At 43.8% G+C, this 24,662-nt stretch carries 24 protein-coding genes; 19 read left to right on the forward strand and 5 right to left on the reverse strand.

The window, feature by feature from the left end; translation table 11 throughout:
• Positions 1-11: 11 nt before the first annotated feature.
• The 3 genes from CHH91_RS20655 (at position 12) to CHH91_RS16765 (ending at position 2,223) form a co-directional block, all read left to right on the forward strand.
• Complete coding sequence (locus CHH91_RS20655) at positions 12-158, forward strand: hypothetical protein (protein ID WP_176465832.1); 147 nt, start codon at positions 12-14, stop codon at positions 156-158.
• A 15-nt stretch (positions 159-173) separates the two neighbouring features.
• The gene (locus CHH91_RS16760) at positions 174-1,226 is read left to right on the forward strand and encodes a galactitol-1-phosphate 5-dehydrogenase (protein ID WP_095224585.1); all 1,053 of its coding nucleotides are present in this window, start codon (positions 174-176) and stop codon (positions 1,224-1,226) included.
• Positions 1,227-1,356: 130 nt separating this feature from the next.
• Positions 1,357-2,223 carry a DUF2382 domain-containing protein gene (locus CHH91_RS16765; protein WP_095224586.1) on the forward strand — a complete coding sequence of 289 codons (867 nt, stop codon included), beginning with the start codon at positions 1,357-1,359 and terminating at the stop codon, positions 2,221-2,223.
• A gap of 39 nt (positions 2,224-2,262) precedes the next feature.
• Here the strand turns inward: CHH91_RS16765 and CHH91_RS16770 are convergent, their stop codons facing one another.
• The gene (locus CHH91_RS16770) at positions 2,263-3,126 is read right to left on the reverse strand and encodes a manganese catalase family protein (protein WP_095224587.1); all 864 of its coding nucleotides are present in this window, start codon (positions 3,124-3,126) and stop codon (positions 2,263-2,265) included.
• 185 nt (positions 3,127-3,311) lie between these two features.
• On the opposite strand from CHH91_RS16770, the gene CHH91_RS16775 reads away from it, so the two are divergent.
• Positions 3,312-4,148, forward strand: coding sequence for an STAS domain-containing protein (locus CHH91_RS16775; RefSeq protein WP_176465833.1), 837 nt, complete (start codon positions 3,312-3,314; stop codon positions 4,146-4,148).
• Positions 4,149-4,276: 128 nt separating this feature from the next.
• Complete coding sequence (locus tag CHH91_RS16780; protein WP_095224589.1) at positions 4,277-5,026, forward strand: SDR family NAD(P)-dependent oxidoreductase; 750 nt, start codon at positions 4,277-4,279, stop codon at positions 5,024-5,026.
• 99 nt (positions 5,027-5,125) lie between these two features.
• Here the strand turns inward: CHH91_RS16780 and rpsD are convergent, their stop codons facing one another.
• Entirely contained in the window at positions 5,126-5,728 is a 603-nt protein-coding gene (rpsD, locus tag CHH91_RS16785; RefSeq protein ID WP_095224590.1) for a 30S ribosomal protein S4, read from the reverse strand.
• A gap of 387 nt (positions 5,729-6,115) precedes the next feature.
• On the opposite strand from rpsD, the gene CHH91_RS16790 reads away from it, so the two are divergent.
• A complete protein-coding gene (locus CHH91_RS16790) occupies positions 6,116-7,942 on the forward strand; it encodes a sensor domain-containing diguanylate cyclase (protein ID WP_176465834.1) in 1,827 nt (608 codons plus the stop codon).
• 36 nt (positions 7,943-7,978) lie between these two features.
• Here the strand turns inward: CHH91_RS16790 and CHH91_RS16795 are convergent, their stop codons facing one another.
• Entirely contained in the window at positions 7,979-8,464 is a 486-nt protein-coding gene (locus CHH91_RS16795) for a GAF domain-containing protein (RefSeq protein WP_095224592.1), read from the reverse strand.
• 120 nt (positions 8,465-8,584) lie between these two features.
• Here CHH91_RS16795 and refZ point away from each other — a divergent pair, with 120 nt between their 5' ends.
• The 9 genes from refZ (at position 8,585) to CHH91_RS16840 (ending at position 17,257) form a co-directional block, all read left to right on the forward strand.
• Complete coding sequence (refZ, locus tag CHH91_RS16800) at positions 8,585-9,223, forward strand: forespore capture DNA-binding protein RefZ (RefSeq protein ID WP_095224593.1); 639 nt, start codon at positions 8,585-8,587, stop codon at positions 9,221-9,223.
• Positions 9,224-9,378: 155 nt separating this feature from the next.
• Complete coding sequence (gene ezrA, locus CHH91_RS16805; protein ID WP_095224594.1) at positions 9,379-11,070, forward strand: septation ring formation regulator EzrA; 1,692 nt, start codon at positions 9,379-9,381, stop codon at positions 11,068-11,070.
• Between the two features lie 83 nt (positions 11,071-11,153).
• Positions 11,154-12,293, forward strand: coding sequence for a cysteine desulfurase family protein (locus tag CHH91_RS16810; RefSeq protein ID WP_095224595.1), 1,140 nt, complete (start codon positions 11,154-11,156; stop codon positions 12,291-12,293).
• A 4-nt stretch (positions 12,294-12,297) separates the two neighbouring features.
• Positions 12,298-13,497 (forward strand): tRNA uracil 4-sulfurtransferase ThiI, encoded by a 1,200-nt coding sequence (thiI, locus tag CHH91_RS16815; RefSeq protein ID WP_095224596.1) that lies wholly within the window; start codon positions 12,298-12,300, stop codon positions 13,495-13,497.
• Positions 13,498-13,572: 75 nt separating this feature from the next.
• Positions 13,573-13,767 (forward strand): alpha/beta-type small acid-soluble spore protein, encoded by a 195-nt coding sequence (locus CHH91_RS16820; RefSeq protein WP_095217236.1) that lies wholly within the window; start codon positions 13,573-13,575, stop codon positions 13,765-13,767.
• Positions 13,768-13,866: 99 nt separating this feature from the next.
• Positions 13,867-14,400, forward strand: a complete 534-nt coding sequence (locus CHH91_RS16825; protein ID WP_095224597.1) for a DUF2953 domain-containing protein — start codon at positions 13,867-13,869, stop codon at positions 14,398-14,400.
• A gap of 10 nt (positions 14,401-14,410) precedes the next feature.
• The gene (ytfJ, locus tag CHH91_RS16830) at positions 14,411-14,848 is read left to right on the forward strand and encodes a GerW family sporulation protein (RefSeq protein ID WP_095224598.1); all 438 of its coding nucleotides are present in this window, start codon (positions 14,411-14,413) and stop codon (positions 14,846-14,848) included.
• Between the two features lie 110 nt (positions 14,849-14,958).
• Positions 14,959-16,557: a DcuS/MalK family sensor histidine kinase gene (gene dcuS / locus CHH91_RS16835; RefSeq protein WP_095224599.1), complete on the forward strand. Its 1,599-nt coding sequence runs from the start codon at positions 14,959-14,961 to the stop codon at positions 16,555-16,557.
• Positions 16,550-17,257, forward strand: a complete 708-nt coding sequence (locus CHH91_RS16840; protein WP_095224600.1) for a response regulator — start codon at positions 16,550-16,552, stop codon at positions 17,255-17,257. Before dcuS ends, CHH91_RS16840 begins: the two co-directional genes overlap by 8 nt.
• A 31-nt stretch (positions 17,258-17,288) precedes the next feature.
• Here CHH91_RS16840 and CHH91_RS16845 read toward each other — a convergent pair whose 3' ends face one another.
• Entirely contained in the window at positions 17,289-18,263 is a 975-nt protein-coding gene (locus tag CHH91_RS16845; RefSeq protein ID WP_095224601.1) for an NAD(P)-dependent alcohol dehydrogenase, read from the reverse strand.
• A gap of 233 nt (positions 18,264-18,496) precedes the next feature.
• Between CHH91_RS16845 and CHH91_RS16850 the strand changes: the two genes are divergently transcribed.
• From CHH91_RS16850 to ald, 4 genes are all read left to right on the forward strand, one after another.
• On the forward strand, positions 18,497-19,861 hold the full coding sequence (locus CHH91_RS16850) for a 2-hydroxycarboxylate transporter family protein (RefSeq protein WP_095224602.1): 1,365 nt from the start codon (positions 18,497-18,499) through the stop codon (positions 19,859-19,861).
• Between the two features lie 113 nt (positions 19,862-19,974).
• Positions 19,975-20,970, forward strand: coding sequence for a class I SAM-dependent methyltransferase (locus tag CHH91_RS16855; RefSeq protein WP_095224603.1), 996 nt, complete (start codon positions 19,975-19,977; stop codon positions 20,968-20,970).
• A gap of 105 nt (positions 20,971-21,075) precedes the next feature.
• The gene (locus CHH91_RS16860) at positions 21,076-22,275 is read left to right on the forward strand and encodes an acetate kinase (RefSeq protein ID WP_095224614.1); all 1,200 of its coding nucleotides are present in this window, start codon (positions 21,076-21,078) and stop codon (positions 22,273-22,275) included.
• A gap of 124 nt (positions 22,276-22,399) precedes the next feature.
• Positions 22,400-23,518 carry an alanine dehydrogenase gene (gene ald / locus CHH91_RS16865; RefSeq protein ID WP_095224604.1) on the forward strand — a complete coding sequence of 373 codons (1,119 nt, stop codon included), beginning with the start codon at positions 22,400-22,402 and terminating at the stop codon, positions 23,516-23,518.
• 36 nt (positions 23,519-23,554) lie between these two features.
• On the opposite strand, the gene CHH91_RS16870 is transcribed toward ald, so the two are convergent.
• Positions 23,555-24,652 (reverse strand): M24 family metallopeptidase, encoded by a 1,098-nt coding sequence (locus CHH91_RS16870; protein ID WP_095224605.1) that lies wholly within the window; start codon positions 24,650-24,652, stop codon positions 23,555-23,557.
• Positions 24,653-24,662: the final 10 nt, after the last annotated feature.

Raw genomic sequence — 24,662 nt, forward strand, 5'->3', positions numbered from 1 at the left:
GAGGTGTAAAGATGGTAGATATGATGCTTGATTTTATGCTCGGATCCTTGAGGGAAGTAAGTGCCTTCTATTTTGCACATCAATTGATTTTTAATGGCCTAATTATAGGTGGCGTATGCCTGAAACTGTTCACGAAGAAGAGAACGAAGCAGACATAAAAGGATGGGACATGAATGAAGACGCTGAATCTGTATGGAGTTGAAGATTTAAGGTTTGAACAATCTCCGCGCCCAACGATTGAAGAGGAAAACGATGTAATCATAAGAATCACTGCTGCAGGTATTTGCGGTTCAGATCTGTCGCGGTATAAAAAGCTTGGTCCCTATAGAGCTGGTATGACATTCGGTCATGAATTCTCAGGGGTGGTGGAGGAAACGGGAGCGGCTGTCACTAATGTAAAAAGAGGAGATAGAGTGGCTGCCTGTCCGACACATGCATGTGGAAACTGCTGCTATTGCAAGAGCGGTCAGCCTTCGCGATGTGAGGATTTAATGGTCATCGGATCCAAGGTACCTGGTGCTTTTGCAGAGTATGTAAAGCTGCCAGCAAATCATGTTATACCACTTCCTCCTGAAGTGAATGATGAGACGGCGGCACTTATTGAGCCTGCTGCTGTTGTAGCTCATGGTTTCTATCGGACACAAATCAAACCTGGAGCAACTGTTGCTGTAATGGGAGCGGGAAGTATCGGGCTGCTTGCGATACAATGGGCTAGAATCTTTGGAGCGAAGACAGTCATTGCCATCGATATCGATAAAAGAAAATTGGATATTGCTTTAGAAATTGGTGCCGATTATGTGATTGATGGTTCGGGAGCTGAACCTCATGAAGCGATACTGGCATACACAGATGGAACTGGAGTTGACCTGGCAATCGAATCAGCCGGCTCACCAGTGACATCCGCACAAGTATTATCACTTCCTAAAAAAGGCGGAGAGATTGTCTATTTGGGTATCCCATACGCTGATATACGAATTGAGAGATTTTATTTTGAGAAAATCGTCAGAAATGAGCTTACAATTCACGGCTCTTGGAATGCTTTATCTGCTCCTTTTCCAGGTCAAGAGTGGACAAATGCTATTCATTACATGAAAACTGGCCAAATAAATGGAGAGAAAATGATAAGTCATCACATACCTTTAAGTGAAGGTCCTGCAATTTTTAAGCAGCTTACCGATCGAAGTATTGATGCCGTGAAGGTGCTATTTCATCCGCAATATAACTAAGAAGATGTATGAGAATACATCTTCTTTTTTGTGCAATGAGGTCTGAAAATTAGGGGGCATGTTTATAAAATGCTTTACCGGGAATACAAAAAACATGAAACACTTCAAAACTATTTAGGAGGCATACAACATGTTAGCACAAAACAAAATCGAAACCTTCCAAAATGAAAATGATGTGATCGTAAGAGTGAACGAATTGAAATCCAAAGGTATTCAAGAAAACAAAGTAACAGTCATTACAGACAAGAAACCTGAATCCTCTATTCTGGCTGACAGATTGAGCGTGAACTATAAGGAGGCTAAAGGTTCCTTTGGCGATAAGGTATCTGCTTTGTTTTCCGGAGACGATCCAGAGGAGAAGGCATTAGAGGATCTTAACTTGAACCAAAAAGAAACTGACCGTTATGTAGATGAATTGAAGAGCGGGAAAATCCTGTTGTTTGTTCATCCCTCAGCACAGCAAAAATTGCAGGGAGATGCCTCAGCAACAAATAGTGACACATTAAGAGCACAAGAAAAAAATACAACACCTGTAAATAACACAACACAAACTGGCAATACTGCTTTTGCGGATTTGAATAGCGGTAAAACAGGACAACCTAATGCATCCCAGACAGAACAAATGGAATTGCATGAAGAGGTAGTCGATGTTGATACGAATACAGTGAAATCCGGTGAGGTTAATATTGATAAACGTACGGTGACGGATCAAGAAGAATTTGAGGTTCCTGTAACAAAACAGGAAGTGAGTATCGAACGCCGCCCAGTCAATAAAGTAAGTGAGCGAGGGAAAACAGCTGGAGCTTACACAGAAAAAGATGAAATTCATGTGCCGGTGTTCGAAGAAAAAGTAGATGTGGATAAGAAAGACGTCATAAAAGAAGAGATTGTCGTCAATAAGAAAGACGTCAAAGAAAATGTCCATGTACGTGAAAACGTAAGACGTGAAGAAGCAGAGATTAAAGATACTACAAATAAAAATAATGGTCTGAAATAATCAAAAAGCTCACCAGTATATGCTGGTGAGCTTTTTGTCTTATCGATTCAAGTCACTTATTCCGGTGCTATGCTCATTTGGAAGTTCCGGCAATTCAGGTACAGGGAAGCCAGCTGGCGGTTGGGAAACTGAGAATTCCCCGCCATTTCTGCTAGGTACGGTTCCCTGGATGATTTCTGCGATACGGGTTTGATCAAGACGGAAATTGAATTGTGTATTATGGAAGCCCATATCTACGAATTTTTTACATTCAGGATATTTGTTGATGTCATAATTCGGCACCGGTAAGATTCTGCCCCAATCCACACCTAGTGTTTCCAATGCTTTTGCAAAAGCGTTCTGGTGTGCATTATCCCGAACGATAAGGAAAGCTAAAGTTTCCCGGAACGTAGCATTGGAACTCATTTCATATATACGTGTCTTTTGCAAAACGCCAGTTGATTCCAGCACGACGTTATTCAGCAGGTCAGCAATCAAGTTGCCATGGTTGTAAACCCATGAGCCATTCCATGGATTACCTGCCGCATCAAATGGTATAGAAGACTGTGCACCGATAATATAGTGATGCGGGTTTACGTTAGGCGTCTGTTCGATTGGACCGTCAAGTGGAGCTCCATCGGGCGCGGTGTTTCCTGCTCCACCTTCACCAGACTCGTCCAGCAAGGCATTGATTGTATTTTGCACCAGCTCAACGTGAGCTATTTCTTCCAGGAAGATACCGCGCAGAAGGTCTCGGAACTGTTTCTGTTTTCCTCGGAAGTTCGAGCTTTGGAAGAAGAATTGCATCATAGTGCGCATTTCTCCATAATGACCGCCTAGGATTTCCTGCAATACTTTCGCAGCAGCGGGATCTGGCTTATCCGGTTTGATGATATTGATTAATTCCTCTTTGTAATAATACATTGAAGAGCACCTCAACTTCCTGTCGATTTAATCTTATTGTCCTCTGTCATGTTTCCCATTATTCATCTCAACTTAGGAAAATGGTATTATTTTTCCTTTATATCATCTGTTCTGTATAGATTTACATCAAAAAAAGATGCTATAGTAAAATGTGTTTAGATTACTTAGAAATAAGGAGCAGAGAAATGCTATATCAACAGGAGTTACATCGGCACTATCTGGAAAATATAGATCACATAGTAGAGAAGTGGTACGCTGCAGCTGACAAATCGAGCGGCGTATATTCGGTAACAGATCCGGATGCAATTGCGCAGCTGAAAGCACAGAATAGAGGATTTCACGAGCAATTTTGTGAAGTTTTGAATCAGGATTCCAATGTTTCGTGTGATGCATTTGAGGATTGGATCGTTTCTATTGCCAAGGATGATCGGCACTTGGATACACCGATTGAAGCAATCATAAATGAATTCTATCGCAATCAGGCATTGTATCTCGAGGTTCTTCGGGAATTCTGCAAGGAGAAGAAAGTAGATGCACAGACAGCTTTGGATTATTATCAGAAAATAACCGATTCGTTTAATCAGGTGATCGTCTGGTTCATCAGTGAAAATGCAAAGCAATCTGAGTTCAAATTACAGGCTCAGCAGGATATGATACTGGAGCTTAGCACACCTGTAATTTCATTGACACCTACTGTGGCGCTATTGCCGCTTGTAGGAGAAATCGATACGAATCGAGCTCAGTATATGATGGATAACGTACTGCATAGCTGCTCGAAGCTGGGAGTCGATCATCTATTCATTGATATGTCGGGTGTCGTCGTTATCGACACGATGGTGGCCCAGCGGATTTTCTCTATTATCGAATCGTTGAAGCTGCTCGGAGTAGAGACTATCATTTCCGGTATGCGTCCTGAAATCGCCCAAACTTCCACCCAGCTAGGCATTCCGTTTAACCAGCTGAAGACGACGCATTCCTTGAAGAATGCAGTAGAGAAGATTATGCTGCAGAAAATAAAGTGATTGAAATAAGAGCACTTCTAAAGTGCTCTTATTTTTTCGACAAAAGTCGACTTTCTTCATAATTTCAGGAGAAAGTAATACAATAGTATTTGTATAGTTCAAACTATCTACTATCGGAGGGGTTACATATGAGTAAAGTAGCAATCATTACAGGGGCAGGCAGCGGTTTAGGCCAAGCTACGGCTGTACGACTTGCGGAAGAAGGCGTGAATATTGCCGTGGTTGATGTAAGTGAAAAAGGTGCTGGCGAGACTGTTGAATTAGTGAAACAAGCTGGAGCAGAAGCAATTTTCATCCAAGCAGATGTTTCCAAAGAAGCAGATGTTAAGAATTATGTAGATAAAACTGTCGAGCATTTCGGTTCTATCGATTACTTCTTCAATAATGCCGGGATTTCAGGAAGCGGTAAATATTTCTTGGATTCTGATGTTGCAGAAATTGAACGCATCGTTGCGATCAATTTGCTAGGTGCACTTTATGGTGTCCGTTATGTAGCAGAAGTAATGGTGAAAAATGGCGGAGGATCAATCGTTAATACATCATCCAGTGCTGGTGTAATCGGTCAGGACTCTGTTGTGACGTATGCAGCGACAAAACATGCGATAGTCGGTATGACCAAAAGCTTGGTTGCGGAATATGCGAAGGATGGTTTGCGTGTAAACGCAATAGCGCCAGGTCCTACAGAAACGAAGATGGTGGCAGAGTTTTATGCTGCTAATCCGAAAATGAAAGAAAATGCGACTGGCGGTATCCCGCAGAAACGTCTTGGAACACCGGAAGAAGTAGCAGAACTTGTTACATTCCTTCTTACTTCTAAAGCACAGTACATCAATGGGGAAGTTATCCGTATTGATGGCGGTTTTACGAATACGAAATAATTTTGTTAAAGAGGAGACGTCTTGCTTATAGTGAGACGTCTTTTTTTACATAAAAAAACTCCGGAGATGCCTAAAGGCAATCCGGAGTCTTTCAAGCAATTAACGGGAGTAGAACTCTACGATAAGTGCTTCGTTGATTTCAGCTGGAAGCTCAGAACGCTCTGGGTAACGAGAGTAAGTTCCTTGCAAGCTGTTTGCATCGAATGTCAAGTAATCTGGTACGAAGTTATTCGCTTCAACAGAACTAGCGATGATATCAAGTTTAAGTGATTTCTCACGAACACCGATAACTTGACCAGGTTTTACGCGGTAAGATGGGATATCTACGCGTTTACCGTCTACAGTGATGTGGCCGTGGCCAACGATCTGACGAGCTTGTCTGCGAGTACGAGCCAAGCCTAGACGGAATACAAGGTTATCAAGACGAGACTCAAGAAGTGTCATGAAGTTCTCACCATGGATACCTTTCATTTTACCAGCTTCCTCGAATGCACGACGGAATTGGCGCTCGTTCATGTTGTACATGTAACGAAGTTTTTGTTTCTCAGCTTGCTGCAAACCGTATTCGGATTGCTTTCTGCGTTGGTTTGGACCGTGTTGTCCTGGTGGGTAAGGGCGTTTGTCAAGCTCTTTACCTGTTCCGCTTAGGGAGATACCAAGACGACGGGATTTTTTCCATAATGGACCTGTATAACGTGCCATGGATAAATTCCACCTTTATTATTTTATTTGCATAAAATAAAAACAGAGTGTGCTCGAATCACCTGTTGATTATGTTTTCATGTACCATCGCTCCGACAGCAGAGAGTTACACGATACACCTTCTGAAACAAGGAGAAACGAAGATTCGTCTCTTAGTACACCTTGCCAAGAAAGGAACAAAATCAGACAAATGGGAGTTCACATAGGCCGCCATTTATTTTACACAAAGAGTATTATAAGCTTTCTGTCTGGTTAAAGTCAAGGCAATTAGACAAAGGAGATATTATGAATATGATTGTAAGTAAAAAGAACTAGGATATCAATTGAGAATTGAGTCTATTATCTTATATAATAGAATAAAACTACCAAAATGTAGGGGAGATGCAAATGGAGCGGCTAACTGACAGCAATCTTGAACAAGCAAAGCTTTATTTCTACCAGCTCCTCGTATCGGGAGAAAGCTATAGTTACAGAGAGATACTTGCGCTTATGACCGAAAATATGAAGAATCTCCTGCAGGCAGACAGTGTGGCGCTATATTTATATGATGAATGGCAGCAGCAATTGGACCGAATAAGCTATGCCGGGCCGAGGCAGAGCGGATTCCGTCTATCTATTGGCTATATTCGCCAGGGTGTTTGCACACCTGATATGTTAAGGGAATTCCCGCATGTATTGGATAGAGTCTTACCCCTACATCGACCGAATGAGGAAGTCATCGGATTTCTGTATATCGGGGGAGGCGGAGAAAAGATTCCTGATTGCAGGGAACTTGCCTGGGAAATCGGGAGTTATGTTACGCACCTTATCCGTACGTTTCAAGCGAAAGAAGATGAAAAGCATACTGTACAATTATATGAAGCAACCACAAATCTGCATGCTTCTATTGATATGCATGATGTGCTGAGAGTGTTGATCACGACTTTGCAGCGCACTTATCCGCAATTTGTTTATGCACTTTTACTCGCCCAAGATTATCATGGTGATACAGATCTGCCAATCAAAAATTTGGTTTATGATTATTCTGTCCATGAAGCCAGTACGCGGGCATATATGACAGGTGAAGTGCAAGTGGAAGCGAGTGCAAAGGGAGAAGTGGTCAATCGGTATGTGCCTTTGAACGGCAAGCAGGGTATATATGGTGTATTGCATATCACGGTTCCCGCAGCTATTGCATATACAAAAGCGGATCATAGTTTTATTACGAAGCTAGCTGATTCGGCAGGGAATGCACTTGAGAATGCCAGATTGTATCAACACTCCAAGAAACTGATAAGTGATCTGCAGCTAATTAATGAAACATCGAAGAAAATGAATGCCAACTTGCGTCTATCAGATACAATCACTTTGATGCATCAGCAAATTCGAGATACATTCGGCGGGGAAGAAATTGGATTCATCCTATATAGGGGAGATCAAGACGCAGGTGACATATTGAATGGCAGTACAGGTTTTTTCTTTGAAAAAAATTCCCAGGTTTTCCTGGAATGGATTGCACAGCATTGCCGGAATGCACAAGGAGAAGCGATGTTTATCAGCAACTTCCAGGAACGATATCCGAATGTGCCGCTTCCTTATCGGTCTTTACTGGCGATTCCGATGGTAAGGTCGGAACAGCTGCAAGGTGTAGTGCTTGTACTTCATCGCAGCCCTAGCTTTTTCACTTTTGAATCATTCCGTTTGATCGAATCACTTGTGCAGCATTCTTCGTTGTCGATAGTCAATTCCATGCTTCGTGAGAGACTTGAGAATTTGGTCATTACAGACTATCTTACGAATCTATTTTCAAGAAGTTATCTGGATGAACGGATGCGTGAGCATATACAGGAAGATGCGCAAGGCGGCTTTATCCTGATTGATGTGGATGACTTCAAAAAAGTGAATGATACGTATGGGCATAATACGGGTGATTATCTCCTGATCCAAGTGGCCAATCTTATCAAGGATTTGCTCGGCCCGTCAGATGTGGCAGCAAGATGGGGCGGAGAAGAGCTGGCAATCTACCTGCCGCATGCGTCTTTTGATCAGACAATAAAGAAGGCAGAAAGAATCGTTCAAAGTATTGCTGGCTCGACACGTCCTGCAGTTACGGTTTCCTGCGGGGTATCTACATGGACAGATGAAGATCGTCCAGCCGTACATAACCTGTTCTCCAGAGCGGACCGTAAGCTTTATGATGCAAAAAGGCTCGGAAAAAACAGATATTGCATCTAAATGAAAAAAACAGCTTCCTTTAGCGGAAGCTGTTTTTTATTTAGTCAAATGCTTGACGAGAACTTCGATGAATTTTTCTAAGTATTTCTGATCTGTTTCGTCGAATCGATTTTTGGACGGACTATCGATATCAAGCACTCCGTAAGATTTGCCATTTACAACGATAGGAACAACGATTTCGGACTGGCTTGCTGCGTCACATGCGATGTGACCAGGGAATTGATGTACATCGGCTACTAGCTGTGTTTTATTTTCCGCTACAGCTGTTCCGCATACACCTCTACCAATTTTAATGCGTACACACGCCGGAAGGCCTTGGAATGGACCTAGAATCAATTCTTCTCCTTTATGAAGATAAAAACCGACCCAGTTCACATCATCCAAAAACTGATTCAAAAGAGCAGAGGCGTTTGCCAGATGAGCGATTTCGTCTTCTTCGCCAGTAAGCAACGCATCAAGCTGTTTGACGAGCAATTCATAGTCCTTTTCACGGGAACCGCTATAAGCCTTTGTTTCGAACATATTCATTTCCCCCATATTATTAATTTCTGTAATTCGACAGAAGGCGCGAGATTTGGCGAGCGAAAGTTGCAGGTATGCCTCTTTCGCTGTCGTATACAACAGATAAAGGAGCTGAGAAGATTGAAAAAAAATGACACGAAACAAAAAGTGATGGACGCCGCTTGTCAATTGTTCTACACAAAAGGCTACCATGGGACATCCGTCCGCGATATTGCGGGAAAAGCTTCGGTCAATGTCTCCTTGATCAACTATTATTATAAGAGCAAGCAAGGACTTCTGGAAGCATCCGTCGTGCTGTATTACGAAGAATATCTTGCTGTGCTGGAGAAAATAGCCCAAAAACGCGGGCAGGATTCTTCCAGTACCTATCTGAAACAATTAATTGAAGCAATTATACATTATAAGCTCTCGCGGAATCAATTCACGGGTTTCATCCAAAGGGAGCTCATGCTGGATTCTGTCTTTGTCAGGGAAATGGCGGTGACGTATCTTGCGAAGGAGAATCATACGCTGAAGCAAGCCTTCCGTGATTACTTGGAAGCCAGTGGGATACGTGAAAGGGAAGGAGTATATCTTTACATGCAGCTTTCCGGTATGCTGTCTGCGCCATTTACGATGAACAAAGAAATGAAAGGAATGCTGCTGACAGAGGAGTCACGCCGCTATTTTTGCAGCATGTACACGTCAAGTATCCATCATTGGATCGATACGTTGACAACGGTTTCTTCCGCTGCGCTCCGTGCAGTATCCGCCAATTGATGCATTACCAGGGGAAAAACATGGAAAATACCAGAGAAATTTGAAAAAATTTAGCCATATTTGCGGTTTACATGGTATCATATTAGTATTAAAAATAGATAACGATTATTAGGGTATTACTCCTTTTTCCCGAGTATTGGTTAGGAGGCTGGACATTGCCGTACATCATCGGAGGTATTATTTTAATCATCGCCCTGATCATCTTGGGCTTGATTATGAGAAAGCGAGTTTATGATGAAGTGGACCGGCTTGAGAGCTGGAAAATGGATATATCGAACCGCAACGTATCGGAAGAATTAGCGAAAGTGAAAGCGTTGAACCTGTCTGGAGAAACACAGGAAAAATTCGAATCGTGGAAGGAACGCTGGGATCATATCGTAACCAAAGAGCTTCCAGATACAGAAGAGGCTCTTTTTGATGCGGAGGAAGGTGCTGACCGCTATCGTTTCAAAAAAGCGAAACAGCATCTGCAGCAAGTGGAAGCGACACTTTCCCGAGTGGAGGATAAGATTGAAGCTATGTTCCGTGAGCTGGACGAGCTGCTTGCATCGGAAGAAGAAGCTCGCAAGCAGGCAGAGGCTTTACAGCCTGTACTGCAGACGCTGAAGCGTACGATTTCGCAGCATCGCCACCAATTCGGAAAAGCAGATGTGCGTTTTGAGACAGCGATTGCTGAGCAAATCACACAGCTGGCTACTTATCATTCACTCATCGAATCTGGCAACTACTTCGAAGCTAACCAACTCATTACAGATGTGAAAATGAAAACGGAGTCTCTGGAAGCTGAGATTGAGGCATTTCCTCAAGTGTACAAGCAGGTGAAGCAAGACCTGCCGGCGCAAGTCACGGATTTGCTTGGCGGTATCCGCGAGATGAAGCAAGATGGCTACCGGATCCATCATCTAGGTTTCGAAGACGAGCTGAAGGCTGAGAAGGAACGTTTGGATCTTCTGATCAAACAGCTGGAAGCGGGCGATGCAGAAGAGGCGAATTTGGTTATACCTGCTTTGGAAAACCGTATTAAAGAGATGTATCAACTGCTTGAGAACGAGGCTGTTGCCAAGAATTATGTCGATTCTAAATTCGAGCAATACGTCAATGCTGTCGAAAAGAAAACAGAGTCCTATATCAGGACAAAAGAAGAAGTTGATCTGCTTCGGGAATCTTATTTCTTTACTGACAATGATGTCGAATTCCATCTGAAGCTCGAAACAAAGATCTCCAGACTCGTCAAACAGCTTGAGACGCTGCAGCAAGAGGTCGATGATGAGCTCGTATCACATGCGAAGCTGAAGGAAGAGCTGGAAGCGGGCTTCCGTGAACTGAGTGCCATAGAAGAGGAACACGAGGCCATCCGTGAAAAAATCAAGACATTGCGTAAAGATGAATTGGAAGCTAAAGAAAAAATTGCTGACATGCGGCAGAAGCTGTACGATGTGAATCGGAAACTGCAAAAGAGCAATATTCCTGGTGTACCGCAGGATGTTTGGCAGATGGTCGAAGAGAGTCAGGAGAAAACCTCCCGCACAATGGAAGTTCTCGAGGCACATCCGTTAGATATGGCTGAGGTCCGTACACATCTGCAGCAGGCAGGGGAAGTCACCGATACAACTATTGAACAAATTGAGCATTTACTTGAACAAGCTTATTTGGCAGAAGTAGTGATTCAGTATTCCAATCGTTACCGCAGCCAATATCCGATGCTTGCTGCCGAAATGGCAGAATCAGAGAAGCTTTTCCGTGAATATCAATATGAACAAGCCTTAGAACGGGCTGCACGTGCATTACAAGATATAGAGCCAAAAGCGCTGGAACGCTTGGAAAAACATATAAAGGTTCCCAGCTGATACATAAAGCAATCCCTTGCCACATGCGAGGGATTGCTTTATTTTAGTAAAAGACAGTTTTTGAACAGAGGGGAGACGGATACATGATTTACTTTGATAACAGTGCAACAACGAAGCCGCACCCTGACGTGCTTGTCAGTTACACAGAGGCAGCACAAGCGTATTTCGCCAATCCTTCTTCTCTGCATCGATTGGGCGGCAGTGCAGAACAGCTGTTGACTGCATGCCGGAAACAGGCTGCACAGCTTTTACATGTCGGGGAAAATGAGGTTTTTTTCACATCAGGCGGAACGGAAGGAAATAACCTGGCAATTAAAGGAACGGCATTTCAGAAAAAACGTATAGGGAATCATATTATTACGACGACCGTGGAACATCCTTCTGTCTTGGAGACTTGTGCGGAATTGGAGAACCAGGGCTTTAAGGTAACGTACGTTGATGTGGATAAGTACGGTTATGTGACAGCTGAAAAGATAAAAGCGGCCATAACAGATCAGACCATCCTTGTAAGTGTGATGCATGTGAATAATGAACTTGGCACCATCCAGCCAATTAAGACAATTGGCCAGATGCTGACCGAATTTCCTGCTATCACTTTCCACGTCGACCATGTCCAAGGAGCCGGGAAAGTAGCACTCAATCTCAAAGAGAGTCATATTCATCTTTGTACGCTATCAGCCCATAAATTTCATGGAGTGAAAGGCAGCGGTATACTGTATAAAGCTGCTGATACACGTATAGCTGCTCAGATGTCCGGTGGAGGGCAGGAGCAGGCACTTCGCTCCGGAACCGAAAATGTACCTGGAATAACGGCTATGGTTAAAGCACTGCGGTTGGCGATGGAAGAGCTGCAGACTTATCCTGCGAAGCTTTTTGAATTGAGGGAGCGACTTTGGGCAGGACTGGAAAGAATGGAGGGCGTTGTACTTCATTCTCCTCCTGCTGGTGCTCCGCATATCGTGAATTTTTCTGTTCCCGGATTGAAGCCGGAAGTATTGGTGCATGCTCTTGGTGAAAAGGATATTTATGTATCGACAAAATCAGCGTGCTCTTCCAAAAACAGCGACGCAAGTGCGGTGCTGCTCGCTTGCGGGGTGCCGGATGCGCAGGCGGAATCTGCTATCCGTGTGAGTTTTTCTTATGATAATACACAGCAAGAAGTCGACTATTTCTTGGAGATACTTGAAAAGACATTAACACAATTAAAGAAAGTGATGAGGTAAGCTTATGCAGTATGATCATATATTGATACGTTATGGAGAAATGGCACTAAAAGGAAAGAATCGTAAGCATTTCACCAAACAACTGGAATATAACGTGAAGGACCAAATCAGATCTTACCCGAAAGCGAAAGTAGAACGTACTCGCGACCGGATGTATATTCATCTTCATGGGGAAGATCATGAACCGATCGTAGCAGCATGCCGGCATATATTCGGCATCCATAGCTTCAGTTTGGCTATCCGGACGGAAAATGAAGAGCAGGCAATCAAACAAGCTGCATTGCAGCTGCTGCTCGATAATCCAGCGGGAACGACATTCAAAATCTCTTGCCGACGAACAAACAAACGATTCCCGATTGATTCACAGGAGATGAATCAGCGTATCGGTGCGTACGTTCTTCAGAACAGTGAGGGCTATCCTGTTGATGTAAGGAAACCTGGTGTGGACATCATGGTGGAGATTCGCGAGCGAGCAACTTATGTAACTGGCCAAAAAATCAAGGGGCCGGGCGGCTTGCCAGCAGGCAGTTCAGGCAAAACTCTATTAATGCTATCAGGCGGTATCGACAGTCCTGTCGCAGGGTATCTGGCTATGAAGCGCGGTGTCGAGATAGAAGCAATCCATTTCCATTCACCGCCTTATACAAATGAACGTGCAAAACAGAAAGTGATCGACTTAGCGCAAACATTATCGAAATTCGGTGCTAAAGTGAAGATTCATGTTGTTCCATTCACAGATTTACAGGTGAAGGTGCATCAAGAAATACCCTTTGGCTATAGCATGACAGTCATGCGTCGGATGATGCTGCGTATCAGTGAACGTATTGCGGAAAAAAACGGTATCATGTCGCTTACTTCCGGAGAAAGCCTTGGTCAAGTCGCGAGTCAGACGATGGAAAGTATGTTTGCAATCAACGAAGTGACGAATTATCCGATACTTCGTCCATTGATTACAATGGACAAGTCTGACATCATTGATATTGCAAAAAAAATCGATACCTATGAAATTTCAACTCGTCCATATGATGACTGCTGTACAGTATTTGTGCCAGAGGCACCAAAAACAAAGCCTCGCCGTGAAAAGGTCCATCTGTATGAAGGGACAATCGACTTCTCGGCTGAATTCGAACGAGCTATCGAAGGAACAGAGATTATCACTGCATTGCCAGAAGAAGATAAAGCGCCTTTCGCTGATTTATTGTAAGAACTTCCCATATAAAAAAACCGTATGTTAATCTCCTTGTCAGCGCATGCTACTTGTACAAGGAGGTGACACAAAATGGCTAACAACAACTCAAGCAACCAGCTAGTAGTACCTCAAGCGCAACAAGCACTAGATCAAATGAAATATGAAATCGCACAAGAATTCGGTGTACAGCTTGGCGGAAACGAAACTTCTCGTGCCAACGGATCTGTTGGAGGAGAAATCACTAAACGTCTTGTACGCACAGCACAAGAGCAATTAAGCAGATAATTTCATAAGTATGGCATAAAGGGGCAGCGATCGCTGCTCCTTTTCTGTGTAAAGATAAAGTGAATTGCTTATCCTATGCTGTGAGAGGAGCTGGAGAATATGTGGATAGCCATATTTACGGTTTGTTTGCTGCTATTGATCACAGTGGCTCTGGCAGCTAAAGTGACGATACATATTCGTTATGATAAGAATCATTGGCATATTCAAATTCTGGTTTTCGGTATACGTGTGCATAAGCGCCAAATTAAACAGCAATCATCTATTGAACACACGTCCACCGATGATATGAAGCAGCAGCTGAGCAATTTCATTACTGATCTGCAAAGAATTTGGAAGTCCTTTCCCTATTTGCAGCAGATTACGAAAAGTGCAGAGCTGCAGAAATTCCGCTGGCATACGACAATCGGTATGTCTGATGCAGCTGCTACAGGTACAATTGTTGGTTTGGTGTGGGCTTTAAAAGGAATAGCCAATCAGATAATCCGATCGAATTTCCAAACCAAACAGCCTTTCGACATCCAAGTACAGCCGATTTTTCAAGCTTCCTTCTTTGATACGAGCTTTCAATGCATAGTGTCTATTCGTACCGGGAAAGCTATGCAGGCTATTATATCCAATGCCAGAGGAAGATAGGAGGAGCAATATGGCAGATCATCCGATTCAAGGCTTAATGAAAACCGCAATGGAAAACCTGAAAGAAATGATCGATGTCAATACGATTGTCGGCGATCCGGTGGAAACACCGGATGGAAGCATCATCTTGACTGTATCTCGTGTTGGTTTTGGTTTTGCAGCAGGAGGAAGCGAGTTTGACGCTGCTTCCGAAGGTAAGAGTGATCAAAAGGAATTGCCTTTTGGCGGGGGAAGCGGAGGCGGTGTTTCCATCACCCCGATAGCCTTCCTCATCGTAGGTCATAAAGGTGTCAAGATGATTCATCTGGATGAACAGACACATTTATATGAAAAGCTGATTGAAGCAGCACCTGCAGCAGTGGAGAAAATCCAAGAAATGCTCAAGCAGAATCCGAAGCAAAAAAAGCAGCAAAAATCGCAACGATTCGATGACGAGACGATATATTGACTAAAAGGCCGCCTGTTGGTGGTTTTTTTAGTTTATAATCCGGCATTATTCCGCTATAATTTAAAGATACTGAGCTTGAAACGGGAAAGCGAAAAGAGAGAAGGTTATACTTGAAACAGAAGATAAATCTGCGGACGCAGATGACTGCACTGGTATTCATAGTCGTAATTCTGGCTGTGACGACGACATTTGTCATGATTGGAATTGAGACGAGTAATAATATCAAATCCCAGGAACGGGAACGTGTGCTGCAAACTGCTAAACTGATAGCGGTGGATCCAGTCGTCGTAAAAGCAGCAGATGAGCAAGATTCTGAGACGCTGCAGAAGTTTACCACGCAGGCCATGGGAATTACAGATGCAGATTTTGTTGTAGTGATGAATATGGATAGCATTCGGCTGAGTCACCCGGATCCGGATGAGATCGGAAAACGATTTGCCGGCGGAGATGAAACTCCGGCTATACAAGGGAAAGAATTTGTCTCGAAAGCAAAAGGGACGCTTGGGTTAAGTTTGCGGGCATTTGCCCCAATTTACAATGAACAAGGACAGCAAGTCGGCGTTGTTGCTGTCGGAATAACGATGAATGAACTGAATGAGATCATTCGCAACAACCGTTTACCATTATATTTGGCTACGATTCTTAGTTTAGTTATTGGGCTGATCGGAGCTGTCCTGCTGGCACGGAAAATAAAGCAGATCATGCATGGGATGGAACCCGACGAGATTGCTGCTCTGTTGAGTGAGCGGATTGCAATGCTGGAATCAATTAAAGACGGGATGTTGGCTGTCGATACGAATGGGAAAATTCAAATGGTCAACAAAGAAGGAAAAAGATTGCTGGAAGAGATGGGGATCAAAGGAGAGCTGAAGAATCGTCACGTCGATGATGTGCTCCCAGTTACGAAGCTTCATCAAGTCATAGCATGGAATAAACCGTTGATTGGCCGTCAGGTCGAGCATAATGGATTGACGCTGGTGATGAATGAAATCCCAATTCAAATCAAAGGAAAAACCGAAGGGGCGATTGCGACATTTCTCGACCGTACTGAATATAACCATTTAAACGAGAAACTGACGGATACAATGCTGTACGCGGACGCTTTAAGAGCGCAGACACATGATTTCATGAACAAGCTGCATGTGATTCTTGGTTTATTGGAATTGGAAGATTACGATCAGCTGGAGCGCTATGTGAAAAACGTTGCCGGTAAAGAGAGATCTGCTACGATTGCCATGATTCATCATCTTAAGAATCCTATCCTGGCTGGATTTCTGCTCGGGAAGAAAAGCTATATGGCGGAAAATGGTGTCCAGCTGGAAGTGGATTGCAGAGATACAATACCGAATACATCTGAAAAGATGAATCAGATGCTCATTACCATTCTAGGTAATTTAATGAACAATGCAGTGGATGCTGTCGATCAGCAGCCAGAGAAGCGCGTCCAGCTTTCCATGAAGTACAGCGATGGACAGCTTTTCTTAGAGCTGACAGACACAGGAAAAGGTATCAGTGAAGAGCAGCAGGAGAAAATATTCACACAAGGCTATTCCACAAAAGGAAACGACCGCGGCTTTGGCCTATATCAAGTGGAAGACTATGTGCAGAAGCTGGGCGGCTATCTTGTCCTGACCAGCGAGCCAGGCGAAGGAACCACCTTCAGCGTCCAGCTGCCGTATGATACACAGGAGGATGTAACAAATGATTAAAGTACTGATCGTGGAAGACGATCCGATGGTTAGTGAATTGAACAAACGCTATGTCAAACAAATGAGCGGATTTGCAGCTGTCGGAGCGGCACAGAATTATAAAGAAGCCCTTGATTTCATTCAGCAGAATGAAGTCGACCTTCTTCTTTTGGATGTATATATGAAAGGAAAGAACGGAATAGAATTACTTAAAGAGCTTCGTAAACGCGACCAGAAAGTGGATGCTATCATCATCTCTGCAGCAAGCGAGAAACCGATGATTCGCGAAGCGCTGCAATATGGAGCTGTCGATTACTTAATTAAGCCTTTCGAATTCGACCGCTTCCAGAATGCTTTAAGCGGCTATCGAAAACGTCAGCTTATCTTTAGCAATAAAGAAGAAATGACACAGCAGGAATTAGATAGCCAGCTTCTGCAGCTGCCTGAACAGGAGCAAATGATGCAGCTGCCGAAAGGTCTGACAAGAAGTACCCTTAAGGTCGTTTGGAACAGTATCCTGACTTTCCGTTATAATTTCTTCACAACGGAGGATATCGCAAAGGAAACGGAAATGTCGCAAGTATCCGTACGGAAATATTTGAAGTTCCTGGAGGATGTGCAGCTGCTCGAAGTGGAAATGCATTATGGCAGCATTGGACGACCAGTCTTTAAATACCGTGTTAACGCAAATACCTCCCATCATATCAGTCAATATATCTGACAAAAAAAGAAGCCTTTTTATAGGCTTCTTTTTAATTTGGAATTGTGATGATAACCTTACCGTATGCGTGGTGCTGATCGAGATAAGTGAAGGCTTCTTTACATGCTTGGAATGGATATACTCGATCCACTAAGGGACGGACTTTATCTTCTTCTATTAGATTTGTCAGCTCTGCCAAGTCCCCAGTATTATGTTTTTTTAAGAAGTTACCCAGCTTTTTACTGCTTGCCAACGTGAGGATAGGGCCAAGCAGCATCGCTTCGAACATTTGGGCGACAGATCCGCCAACCATCATGTACACGCCATTCTTGTTAAGTAATTTCTTATAGGTAGCGAGCGGCTGATAGCCATTTATCGCCACAATTGCGTCAAAGGAGCCGTAATACTTGGTTAAGTCGGTTATTTCATAATCCAATATATAATCAGCACCTAATAGCTTCATATTCTCCTTATGCTTCTTACTGCAAACGGCAGTGACGGTTGCTCCAAAAGCTTTGGCGATTTGGACGGCAAAAGTTCCGACACCTCCTGATGAGCCATAAATCATGATGCGATGCCCTGGCTGTAATCGGACTGCATCACGTAAAGCTTGTAAAGCGGTCAATGAAGCAAGAGGAACAGCTGCTGCTTGAGGATGGGAAAGTTTGGCCGGTTTCAAGGCCAGTGCCTCTTCTGGAACAGAAGCATATTCAGCCAGCGTGCCGAATCCATAATTGGACAAATCAGCATATACTTCATCGCCTGGTTTAAAGCGTTTTACTTGTTTGCCGACAGCTTTCACGACACCTGAAATATCGCTGCCAGGTATTATATGCTTCGGTTTCCATAACCCATAAGCAAAACGAGCGAGAAAGGGTTTGCCCTTCAGCAGTACTAAATTAGCTTGGTTGAGTGAGACGGCATGTACTTTAATAAGCAACTCATCGTCTTTGGGTACTGGATCAGGGACTTCTTCAGTTTGGAGTACAGCAGGAGAACCGTAACGCCGCGTCGTTATTGCCTTCATTATCAGCGACTCCTTTGTTTATCACGCTATTGTATTCCGGTATTTCAGCTTACATGCCAGAAAAACTGGTTAGAAAAGGTATGTATCCGCCATGTCTCAACTAGGAATGCTAAGAAAAGTTGCATGTCGTTTTTTAATTACAAAAGTTACATTATATTTAGTTTAGTTAAAAAATAACACAGTTAATTTTAGTTAAATTAGAATAGTCGTATCTACTTAGGGGGTGCATTACTATGGAAATGAAATCGCATACAAGCGATCCAGAATCCAACAACCAAAAGCCATCAGGCTTTAACAAAATTATGGAATGGAAAGTCGGTGTTATGCCGCTTCCGGTGTATATCGTATTAGCAATCATCGTTCTTATTGCAGCATACACCAACCAATTGCCTACTGACATGATCGGCGGCTTCGCAGTCATCATGGTGCTAGGTGTGCTGCTAGGGGATATCGGTCAGCGCATACCTTACTTCAACAGCATCGGAGGACCTGCAATTTTATCTTTGTTCGTTCCGTCCATGCTTGTGTTTTTTGGTACATTAAGTACTTCAGCTTATGATGCTGTCGATCAGCTAATGACTTCTGATCATTCAAACTTCCTTTACTTCTACATTGCATGTTTGGTTGTAGGTAGTATTCTTGGAATGAACCGGACAGTCCTTATCCAAGGCTTCATCCGTATGTTCATCCCATTGGTAACTGGTACTATTGCTGCAGTAACAGTTGGTACTTTAGTGGGTATGCTGTTTGGTTACAGCATGCATCATACTTTCTTCTATATTGTTGTACCAATTATCGCTGGTGGTATCGGTGAAGGTATCCTTCCATTGTCTGCTGGTTATGCAGGTGTTCTTGGCGGAGATGCTTCAACTTATATCTCTCAATTGGTTCCAGCTGCTATCATCGGTAACGTTTGTGCCATCATCATTGCTGGACTAATGAAGAAACTTGGGGAAAAACGTCCAGAGCTTGCAGGACATGATAAACTGGTTCGTTCAAATAAGGGCGATAAAGTATTGGAAGCTGCAAAAGAAAGCTCAACTAAAGCAATCGATTTCAGTTTGATGGGAGCAGGTCTCCTTGTTGCAATGAGTTTGTTCGTTCTTGGACGAGTTGTCGAGCATTGGATTCATGTAGTGGCTGGCTTCACACTTTCCGGCGCAATCATCATGATCATTGCTGCAACAATCATTAAGTCTGGTAACTTGTTGCCTGCGAAGCTTCAAACTGGTGCACAGCAATTGTATAAATTCGTATCTACTGCGTTTACATGGCCTTTAATGGTTGGTTTGGGTATTGTCTTCATTCCGCTTGAAGATGTAGCAAGTGTCTTCACGATCGGATTTGCAGTAACATGTGCATCCGTTGTTATCGCAATGGCTGCTACTGGTTACTTTGTAGGTAAATTGATGAATATGTATCCTGTTGAAGCTTGTATCGTTACAGCTTGCCACAGCGGTCTTGGCGGTACTGGGGACGTTGCGATCCTTTCTGCTTCCGGCCGTATGGCGTTAATGCCGTTCGCGCAGATCTCCACTCGTCTTGGTGGTGCTGCTACGGTTATCGGTGCAACAGCATTGATGCATTTCTTCGGCTAAAAAGCAAAGCTCAGCTTCGGCTGGGCTTTTTGCTTGCAGCAGAGCCTGTTCTCGCTTCTGTCCGCTGCTTTTGATACAATAAGGCAGATGCAGAGAAATGGAGGAAAAGAGACGTGGAACAACAGAATGTCGAAAAGGTTTTCCAAGCACTTGACCAAATGGCCGAGGCATTGGAAACACGTGAAAACATACCTTATCTTGATGCACTTGGTGCAGCAATGGAATATATATTGGATCGCGATACAGAAATTACGGAACAGCCATTATTAAAACAGCAGCTGGAGAAGCACGCGGCTGTTTTCGATGACCAAAGCTATAAAAAAGAGGAGATCCGTAAAGGTATCCAGCTGTCTATCCTGAAAGGTATGAAAGGTGCAACCCAGCAGCAGCACATGCTGACACCTGATACTGTTGCGATGCTGATCGGTTACTTGACTAATAAACTTGTTGGGGAAAATGAAGATTTTCGTATATTCGATCCAGCTGTCGGTACAGGTAATCTGCTTACGGCAGTTTTGAATCAAGTAGAGAGGGAGGGGCATGCTTACGGCAGTGATGTGGATCCGACATTGATTCAGCTTGCTGTCATGAATGCCAATATGCAACAAAGGCAAATTGAATTTTTCCATCAGGACAGCCTGCGGCCATTCCTTCTCGAGCCAGTCGATTTGGTTGTGAGTGATTTGCCAGTCGGTTATTACCCTGATGATATGCAAGCGGCACAATTTGAACTAAAAGCGGAAGAGGGGCATTCTTACTCCCACCATCTGTTCATTGAACAGAGCCTTCATTATACGAAGGAAGGCGGTTATCTGCTATTTGTTGTGCCGAACTTCTTGTTTGAAAGTGATCAAGCTCGTTCGCTGCATACATACCTGCAGCAGCATGCACATATCGTCGGATTACTTCAATTTCCTGAGAGCATGTTCAAAAATGAATCCCAGGCGAAAAGTGTTTTGATTCTGCAGAAAAAGGGGACGCTAACTAAAGCGCCGAAGCAAGCATTGCTCGTACAGCTTCCGTCCTTCAAGAATCCAAATGCGATGGCAAATATCCTGAAACAGATCAACGATTGGTTCGATAATGAGCTATCTGGTTTAAAAAACTAAAAAAATTAATGAAAACTAAAACAAGTCCTCGACATATCTTGCAATGAGCTTGTCGAGACAGGTAAAATAGGGAAGTACGTAAAAGTTTACAAGGGGCTGAACATGTTGAGTAATATTTTAGCAATCAACGCTGGTAGTTCTTCACTGAAATTCCAGCTAATCCACATGCCTGAGGAAGATGTAAAGGCAGTGGGTCTCGTAGAACGTATCGGACTGAATGATTCCATCTTTACTATCAAATTCAATGGTGAAAAAGATGAAACAACTAAAGATATTGAAAATCATGAAGAAGCAGTAAAAATGTTGCTTGAAAAGCTGACTTCCACTGGCGTCATTTCTTCCTTGGATGAAATCGACGGCGTTGGCCACCGTGTTGTACACGGCGGAGAGAAATTCAGTGACTCTGTTCTCATCACAGACCAAGTGATGGAAGAGATTGCAGAAGTATCTGAGCTAGCACCATTACACAACCCAGCAAACTTAACAGGAATCCGTGCATTCAAGGAAATTCTGCCGAACATTCCGGCTGTTGCTGTTTTCGATACAGCTTTCCATCAAACAATGCCGCCTGAGTCTTATCTATACAGTCTTCCATATGACTATTATGAAAAATACGGCATCCGTAAATATGGTTTCCACGGAACAAGCCATAAATACGTATCACAGCGTGCTGCTGAATTGATGGACCGACCAGTTGAACAGCTTCGCTTGATCTCTTGCCACCTTGGTAATGGAGCTAGTATTGCTGCTATCGAAGGCGGAAAATCAGTTGATACATCCATGGGCTTCACACCACTAGCTGGTGTAACGATGGGTACACGCTCTGGTAATATCGACCCTGCACTTATTCCGTTCATCATGCGTAAAACAGGCAAAACAGCTGATGAAGTATTGCATGTATTGAACAAAGAGAGCGGAATGCTTGCACTATCTGGTTTCTCCAGTGACTTGCGTGACATTGAAAGCAAATCTGAAGCAGGCGATGAGCGTGCAGAGCTTGCACTTGATGTCTTTGCAGAAAGAATCCACAAATACCTTGGTTCTTATGCTGCGCGTATGAGCGGAGTAGACGCAATCATCTTTACTGCTGGTGTAGGTGAAAATAGTACGACTGTTCGTGAACGTGTCCTTAAAGGACTGGAATTCATGGGTGTCTATTATGACCCTTCCTTGAATAATGTACGCGGGAAAGAACAATTCCTAACTTATCCGCACTCTCCAGTGAAGGTAATTGTTATCCCAACAAACGAAGAAGTTATGATTGCAAGAGACACAGTTCGCCTTTCTGAAACTGTAACAAAATAATTTAGCAGAAAAGCTAGTCCCAGACCTAATGGGACTGGCTTTTTTTGCGTTTTCATAAGCGGAAACAATGGTATACTTGGGACGAAAGCTAAGTCTTGTTACATATGAAATGGAGGCAAGCAGAATGAAGATTGGCGTACCGAAGGAAATAAAGAATAATGAAAACCGTGTTGCTATGGCACCATCTGGCGTGACGCTCTTGCATGAAGCAGGACATGAGGTGTTTATCGAGACAGGAGCTGGTCTTGGCTCAGGCTTTACAGATGAACAGTATGAACAAGCTGGTGCAGTTATTGTACCAACCGCAGCAGATGCCTGGAGTAAAGAAATGGTTATGAAAGTCAAGGAGCCGCTCCCGGAAGAATACGATTATTTCTATGAAGGACTCATTCTTTTCACATATCTGCACCTCGCGGCGGAAAATTCTTTGACGAATGCCTTGATTGAGAAGAAGGTTGTCGGTATTGCTTATGAAACCGTGCAGCTGGAAGACCGTTCTCTGCCGCTGCTCACGCCGATGAGCGAAGTCGCTGGCCGCATGGCCTCCCAAATCGGTGCGCAATTCCTGGAAAAGCCGTATGGCGGCAGCGGCATCTTAATGTCTGGTATACCAGGAGTGAAGCGAGGTAAAGTCACGATTATTGGCGGCGGTGTTGTTGGAACCAATGCAGCAAAAATCGCTGTCGGTCTTGGTGCTGATGTCACGATTGTCGATTTGAGTCCGCAGCGTCTGCGTGAGCTTGACGATTTGTTTGGCAGCTCAATCAATACGGTTGTTTCCAATCCGCTTAATATCGCGGAGGCAGTAAAAGAATCGGATTTAGTTATTGGAGCAGTTCTCATACCGGGTGCCAAAGCGCCGAAGCTGGTGACTGAAGAGATGATTGCCAGCATGAAGCCAGGATCTGTTGTCGTCGATGTCGCAATTGACCAGGGAGGTATTTTTGCGACATCTGATAAAATTACGACACATGATAACCCTACGTACACCAAGCATGATGTGCTGCATTACGCAGTTGCCAATATGCCGGGTGCAGTTCCGCGTACCTCAACGATCGGGCTGACAAATGTAACTGTTCCTTATGCATTACAGCTTGCGAATAAAGGCTATCAGCAAGCTTGTCTGAACAATCCATCGCTAGCAAAAGGAATCAACACATTGGATGGTTTTGTGACGTATCAGGCAGTAGCGGAAGCCCATGATCTAAAGTTTGAAGCAGCTGACAAACTGCTGCAGAGATAAAAAAAGAGCATCTGCCCTAAAGCAGATGCTCTTTTTTTAATCGATAATTTGAAGATCGCGTGGATAAGCTGTAAGCACATCCGGACCGTTCTTTGTAAGGAAAATATCATCCTCGATACGTACGCCGCCGACCCCAGGTAAATAAATACCAGGCTCGATGGTATAGCACATGCCTTCCTGTAATGCTTGTGTATTGTTACTGGACAATGATGGAAATTCATGTACGCCGATTCCCAATCCGTGTCCGACACGGTGCGTAAAATACTCGCCATAGCCAGCCTGTTCGATATGGCCGCGGGCAGCTCTATCAATTTCTGAGATGGCAGTTCCTGCACGTGATGCTGCTGTCGCTTTTTCGAGCGCGATTCGCACAGTATCATGAATATGCTGCTGATCAGCTGTTACCTGCTTATAAGCAACAGTCCGGGTAATATCTGAGCAGTAGCCTTCGAAGATGACGCCTAAATCGAATAAAACGAGATCTCCTGGTGCAATCTGTTTGCCGTCCGGAGTTCCGTGCGGAGAGGCGGTCTTCGCACCGGACAAAACGGTTGTCGCAAATGACATGCTCGTTACTCCTTCTTGCTTCAATGCGTATTCAAGCTCTGCTGTAATCTGCAATTCACTCTTTCCGGCTGCGATTGCCTCGATGCCTTTCTTGACGCCGAAATCAGCAAGGACCGCTGCTTGTTTCAACAATGTGTATTCTTTTTTGTCTTTGATGTTGCGTTGATTCTGCAGGAGTTCCGTTGCATTCGTAAATGCCGTATTTGGCAGAATATGCTGCAGCATCTCTAAACGCATTACGGACATATGATCCTTTTCAATTCCCATGGAAGCTGGAATGCGGCCTCGTTCTTTCAAGTAATCCTTGAACAGCAGCCAGACATCCTCATGGTCGTGGTATGTAAGCATTTCTTCTTTCCAGCCGGCTTGTAGGGCGTCTTCTTTTTCCATTGCCGGAAGGATCAGCAGTGGTGCATCCTTTCGATCTGCAAAAACAGCGACGAGACGTTCATGCGGATCTGTATAATAATTGCTCACATAATACACGTTCTCCATGGAGGTGATGAACACGCTGTCTGCCTGGTCACCTTTTAGCTGGTTTAATAATGTATCGATTCTGTGTTGCATGGTAAAACCT

Origin of the sequence: Virgibacillus sp. 7505, assembly GCF_002272135.1 — a bacterium.
Taxonomy (GTDB): domain Bacteria; phylum Bacillota; class Bacilli; order Bacillales; family Amphibacillaceae; genus Terribacillus.